Below are 5,570 nucleotides of genomic sequence, written 5' to 3'. Positions count from 1 at the left end.
CACTCCCCTATCCGCGCTGCCTTCGAGAGGCTTCAAACCCTCATCGACCAAGCCTGCCAGGAGGCACAACTCGCCACCAGATAAACTTGACTCATTTGCATCACATTTCATGATGCAAGTACTCTAGAGACCAGTCGATGAAGGTCAGCGCCACGCCGGTCTGCCCCGAAACGAAAGTTATCGAGGCGAGGGCCGCGACGGCGCCGGCAGGCCGGCCGCTCGGTTGGCAAATCCCCTCAAGCTCCCTCCCCTTGGGTATAAGAATTTCAAAGGCCCTTTTTCGGCGAGAGGAAGAGTAGGGGATGGACCTGTGGGTTGTCAAGCACGCGAGCCATCGGTCCAGGAGCGGTGATTTTCGGGAGATTTGCTCCTCATTCCACGGGCAGACGCGGAATATACACTTGCGCCCCCCGCTCCACTCGACCGGGCCGGCTACATCCAGCCGGTGGTCGGATATCCAACGGTCGAGATCGAATCGCTCACTGCCCGAGTACCTTGCGTCTCGTGGGGGACGGCTTAAGCGCTGTACTTGCAAGCGCTGTCAGCTTGTCAAGCGATACAACCTGGAGCCCGTCAGGCACTCGCAACAGCTTGGCCAGCCGATGCGGCCGTTCGGGGGTGTTATCGCCTTACAAGCGATCGTGCCGTAAACCTTCCAGATCCTCGCGGCGTTAAAGACCTTCTCATCCACGCTGACGAGGTCGTCAGCGCCAATGCCTGAAGGCACCGCTTCAGTAGCTCGGTACTCTCGCCGGGCGCAAGAGGTGTTCGGCCACCTGCGTAGCGAGGGCTGGCCCGAGGCTCTCATTGCGGACTCTGGAAATGGTGCGCATTTACTCTACCGGATCGTCCTCCCGAATGACGCTCGCGATAGCGGCCTTATGCTCGGCCTCGGTCGAGGACACCCTACCGGGTCGAGGTCGATCGGAAACAACGCCCGCCGCAGGATGTCCCGATCCGAAATGGTCGCCTCTGGGTACTCGACGATGCGATTATGCCGTACCCCCAGGCTTCGGCAGTCACCGCAGGAAGTGGCCGCGCAGGCAGCGCTGCGCCGCGTAGTGTGGGCCGCTCCCCGGCCCAATAACGGCGACGGTTGCCCCGCATCGGTGAAGCTTGCAGCGCCCGTTACATGAGTTTGTCGCGCTGTTCATTCCACACTGCGGGCGCTTGGCACGGCGTACCCTTCCTGGTCTTGGCTCCGCATCGCGGGCGGTCGGACCTTGGCACTCTTTATTATCGGCCCTCTGGGCGCGGGTCGCAACCGGCCATCAGATCCCCCCAGCCATCAGATCCCCATATTGCTCAAGGTCACCATGATGTCGTTCAAGACCGCCGTGGCCCGCGGGTGCTCGACCTCGAAGTGACGGATCGCCTCTCTCACGGCGTCCGTCGCATCGGGCCGGGCGGCGCCACGGTCCGCCAAGCGGTCTTCGATGTCGCTCACCAGGCGATTCAGACGCCCCAGCGAGTCGGGTCTCTCCGCCCCGATCTCGTTCACGAGCGCTCGCAGGTGTTCGAGTTGCTCCTGTAACTGCTGTTCCGACATAGACATACCCCTTCGTGATGTTTGGATGCGTCTCCCGCGCCCCATAGGTTTCAAGTAAATTTAGGTTCGACGCGCAAGATTGTAGCGTGCTCCTGCCCGCCGTTAGAATTGCCCGCCCTGTACCGCCTCTTTGGTCCTTTAAATGGCAGACCCCACGAGACCCATCTGCCGGCCTGAACGCGCGATGTTCTCGTCCGGCCCGTGCGCCAAGCGCCCGGGGTGGATCCCCAACGTACTCGGCGAAGCGGTCCTGGGCCGTTCGCATCGGGCACAGGCCGGCAAGGCCAAGCTCCTGGAGATCGCCCGGCGCTGCCGGAACGTACTCGGGTTGCCCGAAGACTACCGGATCGGGGTCGTGCCGGCCTCGGACACCGGGGCGATGGAGGCGGCGCTCTGGTCGCTCTTGGGGCTTCGCGGGGTCGATTGCCTGGCCTGGGAGCAGTTCGGTCTGGCCTGGCAGAGGGATGTGCTCGGGCAGTTGAAGCTCCCGGGTGTGAGGCGCATCGACGCGCCCTACGGCCGCTTGCCGGACCTCTCCACGATCGACTGGGATCGCGATGTGGTGTTCGTCTGGAACGGCACGACCTCCGGGGTGCGCGTCCCCGATGGGCGCTGGATAGCGGACGCAAGGGCGGGGCTCGCGATCTGCGACGCGACCTCGGCGGTCTTCGCCATGGATCTCCCCTGGGAAAAGCTCGATGTGGCGACCTTCTCTTGGCAGAAGGCCCTGGGGGGCGAGGCCCAGCACGGCATGCTGGTGCTCGGCCCGCGGGCCGTCGAGCGGATCAACGGCTATGCGCCGCCATGGCCGATCCCCAAGGTCTTGCAGTTGACCAAGGGTGGTCGCCTCGACGAGGACATCTTCCAGGGCGGGGCCATCAACACCCCTTCGCTCCTTTGTGTGGAGGACTTCCTCGACGCGCTACGCTGGGCCGAGAGGATCGGTGGCCTGCCCGCGCTCATCGCCCGATCGAAGGCCAACTTCGATCGGGTGGATGCCTGGGTCGCCAAGACGCCCTGGGTAGAGCTCCTGGCCGAGGACCCCGCCACGCGCTCGACCACCTCGGTGTGTCTCAAGGTCGTAGACCCCTGGTTTACCGGCCAGGGTCATGAGGCGCGCTGGCGGATCATCAAACGCCTGTGTGCTATCCTCGAAGAGGAGCGCGCCGGCTTCGACCTCGCCGCCTATCGCGAGGCCCCGCCGGGACTCCGGGTATGGTGTGGCGCGACGGTGGAGGAGGGTGATGTCGCCGCGCTACTGCCCTGGATCGACTGGGCGTATCGACAGCTAAGGGAGGCGGCACCATGCACAAGGTCCTGATCGCCGACACGATCGCCGAAGAGGGCCTGACGTATCTACGTGCCCGGCCGGCGTTCGAGGTCGTGGTGGCCACGGGCGAGACTCCCGAGGCCCTCGTGTCCCGCATCGTGGACTGCGACGCGGTCATCGTACGCAGCACCACCCGTATTACGCGCGCGATCCTGTCCGGGGCCGAGCGCCTGCGGGTGGTCGGGCGCGCCGGGATCGGCGTGGACAACATCGATGTCGAAGCGGCCACCGAGCGCGGGGTCGTGGTCCTCAATACCCCCGACGCGAATGCCACGACGACCGCGGAATTGACCGTCGCGCACCTGCTCTCCTTGAGCCGACATCTTCCAGAGGCCGATCGCTCGGTGCGGGCCGGAGAGTGGCGCCGGGCGTCCTTCCTGGGCACCGAGGTCGCGGGTAAGACACTCGGCGTCATCGGCTACGGCACCATCGGACGGCTGGTGGCGGCCCGTGCCCTGGGCCTCAAGATGCGCGTAGTGGCCCATGACCCGTATGTGACCCGCGAGGTGATGGAGGCGGACGGGGTGGACTCCCTGGGACTCGACGAGTTACTCGGCAGCGTCGATTATGTGAGTCTCCACTGCACCCTCAGCGAGAAGACCCGCAAGCTCTTGGACGCCTCACGCCTGGGGCTCATGCGGCGCGGGGCGCGGCTCATCAACTGCGCGCGCGGGGGGCTCGTGCACGAAGGGGCGCTCGTCGAGGCCCTGCGCACGGGACAGCTTTCCGGCGCGGCCCTTGATGTCTTCGAGCAGGAGCCGCCGCGGGGCTCACCGCTCCTCGAACGACCCGACGTGGTCTTGAGCCCACACCTCGGCGCCTCGACCGAGGAGGCCCAGGTGGCCGCCGGGCTGGCCGTCGCGGAGCAGATCGCGAGCTACTTCGAGACGGGCGAGGCCATCAATGCCGTGAACCTTCCGCGCATCACGCCCGCCGATCTGAACCGCTTACGCCCTTATCAGGTGCTGGGCCACCGCTTAGGGCGGTTGCTCGCGGCGCTGGTGCCAGGCCCCTTGCAGGAGGTCGAGGTGGCCTTGCGGGGGCGCGCGGCCGAGCTCGATCCCCATCCGATCGCCACCGAGTGCCTGGTCGGCCTCTTGGAGGCGGAGCTATCGGTGCCCGTGAACCAGGTCAATGCCCGGCATCTCGCGCGCCGCCAGGGGATCACCTTGGTCGAGTCTCGCTCCCTGGAAACGGATGAATACCTCTCGCTGGTCACGGTAGCCGGCCGGTACAACGGCGGTCGCACCAGTGTCGCGGGGACCTTGCTCGGGGAACGGCACGCGCGGCTCGTGCGCATCGACGACTGCGAGGTCGAGAGCGTCCCGGAAGGTACCGTGCTCATCACCCGACACGAGGATCGACCCGGTGTCGTCGGCGCACTAGGCACCCTGCTCGGCCGGGAAGACGTCAATATCTCGCGTATGCAGGTCGGCGTGACCTCGGGGTCGCAGGCCCTGGCGGTCATCGGGATCTCGCACCCCTTGAGCGCCGAAACGCTCCGGCGGGTGGCCGCGACCCCCGCCATCCATCAGGTGTATCAGCTCACCTTCTGAGAGGGCGCGATATGGGCCCGCCCTTCGAGGTCGTGTTCTTCGACTGCGACAGTACCCTCTGCGCTATCGAGGGGATCGATGAGCTGGCGAGGCACTCCGGGGTGGCAACCGAGGTTGCGTCGCTGACCGAAGCCGCGATGGACGGGCGGCTGCCACTGGAAGCCGTCTATGGGGAGCGTCTTGAAACGACCCGACCGGGACGCGATGCGGTAGAGTGGCTCGGGGAGCGCTACGTCCAGGCGCTCGTGGAGGGAGCGCACGAGGTGGTCGGGACGCTCACGACGCTCGGCAAGGAGGTCCACATCGTGAGCAGCGGGATCCGTCAAGCCGTGCTCCGCGTCGGCGAGACCTTGGCGATCCCGGCCGAGCGCGTGCATGCCGTCGAGGTGGCCTGGGATGCCGCCGGGCGATACATCGACTACGACCGGAGCTCGCCACTCTGGCGTGCCGGCGGAAAGGCCACGGTATGCCGGGCCGCGTTGCGCAACGGGGTGGCGGCGGCCATGGTGGGAGACGGCGTCACGGACCTCGAAGCGGCGGCCGCGGGGGTCTATGTCATCGGTTTCGGCGGCGTCGTCCGTCGGCCGGCAGTGTCTCGACAGGCCGACGTTTTCGTACCCGGTCCGACGCTCCGCCCGCTGCTCGAGGTGCTGCTGGGGGTCGCCGAACGGCGGTCGATCGGGCAGAACGACCGTTGCCCAGGAGAGTAAACGCGGGCCGCCCGCCCCTGGCCACGCGCAATCGCAAGGGCAACTTCAAGGTCGGACGGAAGACGGAGAAGTCTCGACTTTGCCGCAGTCTTGCCTGCCTTCAGGAACTGATGCGAGAGATTCGGCATGAGCCGGTCAAAGACCAAGTCACCTCCCTCAACCAAGTATTGCGGGGCCATTATGCCTACTACGGGGTGGCGGGTAACCTTCGAGCTTTACGCAAGGTCAACCGCGCCGTCGAGCGTTACTGGCATATAAGATGCTCTGCAGTCGGAGTTGGAAGAGCTATATGCCGTGGGAGGTCTTCGTGCAAGTGAAGACCTGTTTTCCGTTACTGCGTCCCAGACTCTTTCTGCCCTATGCACGCCTTAAGAGCTACGCGGTGCTGTAAACCAACACCTGAAGAGCGTAGTGCGGGAAATCCG

Annotated in this window: 4 protein-coding genes; 3 read left to right on the top strand and 1 reads right to left on the bottom strand. The window is 65.6% G+C overall.

All coding sequences use genetic code 11. The features are described from left to right. Window positions 1-1,288: 1,288 nt before the first annotated feature. Entirely contained in the window at window positions 1,289-1,549 is a 261-nt protein-coding gene (locus M3461_06370; GenBank protein MDQ3774003.1) for a DUF4404 family protein, read from the bottom strand. A gap of 184 nt (window positions 1,550-1,733) precedes the next feature. Between M3461_06370 and M3461_06365 the strand changes: the two genes are divergently transcribed. From M3461_06365 to M3461_06355, 3 genes are read left to right on the top strand one after another with little or no spacing between them, the layout of a single operon-like run. Next, window positions 1,734-2,870 (top strand): phosphoserine transaminase, encoded by a 1,137-nt coding sequence (locus M3461_06365; protein ID MDQ3774002.1) that lies wholly within the window; start codon window positions 1,734-1,736, stop codon window positions 2,868-2,870. Beyond that, window positions 2,855-4,435 (top strand): phosphoglycerate dehydrogenase, encoded by a 1,581-nt coding sequence (serA, locus tag M3461_06360; protein MDQ3774001.1) that lies wholly within the window; start codon window positions 2,855-2,857, stop codon window positions 4,433-4,435. The genes M3461_06365 and serA overlap by 16 nt, the downstream gene beginning before the upstream one ends. An 11-nt stretch (window positions 4,436-4,446) precedes the next feature. Beyond that, window positions 4,447-5,145 carry an HAD-IB family phosphatase gene (locus M3461_06355; protein MDQ3774000.1) on the top strand — a complete coding sequence of 233 codons (699 nt, stop codon included), beginning with the start codon at window positions 4,447-4,449 and terminating at the stop codon, window positions 5,143-5,145. Window positions 5,146-5,570 lie beyond the last annotated feature (425 nt).

Source organism: Pseudomonadota bacterium (assembly GCA_030860485.1).
Taxonomy (GTDB): Bacteria; Pseudomonadota; Gammaproteobacteria; order JACCXJ01; family JACCXJ01; genus JACCXJ01.
Note: the sequence above shows the minus strand (reverse complement) of the source record. Positions and strands in the feature narration are given on the sequence as shown.